The organism is Enterococcus spodopteracolus, assembly GCF_030441955.1.
GTDB classification, from domain to species: Bacteria; Bacillota; Bacilli; order Lactobacillales; family Enterococcaceae; genus Enterococcus_B; species Enterococcus_B spodopteracolus.
This window is the reverse complement of sequence record NZ_JARJHD010000161.1, coordinates 1-320: the sequence shown is the minus strand read 5'-3', so window position 1 is coordinate 320 and position 320 is coordinate 1. Positions and strand designations below refer to the sequence as shown.

Below are 320 nucleotides of genomic sequence, written 5' to 3'. Positions count from 1 at the left end.
CGATCGCTGGCGTGATCATTTTGACTTAGCGTTGCCTTTTCAGTGCAAGCCAGTAATGTATCGGTTGGATGGTCAAACAGCTGTTTCCGTTTTATCCGGACGTACACTAGACAATCCTGAATCGATTCCATCACTGCCGATAATCCAATTTCGATACAGTGGGACGGCAGATGCGTCCCTGACCATCAATGGGCGGCAGTTTCGAATTCTGAGAGCTGCCGGTGCTGGCATGATTACGATCGATAGTGAGTTAGGGACAGCGTATCGTGATGGCACAGTCAATATATCAAGTGCGATCTTGATGCAAAACGATGGGTACC

Annotated in this window: 1 pseudogene; it reads left to right on the top strand. The window is 48.4% G+C overall.

Going from position 1 to position 320, the window contains the following annotated elements:
• Positions 1 to 320: pseudogene (locus tag P3R27_RS15015) on the top strand (phage tail protein); the annotation flags it as partial.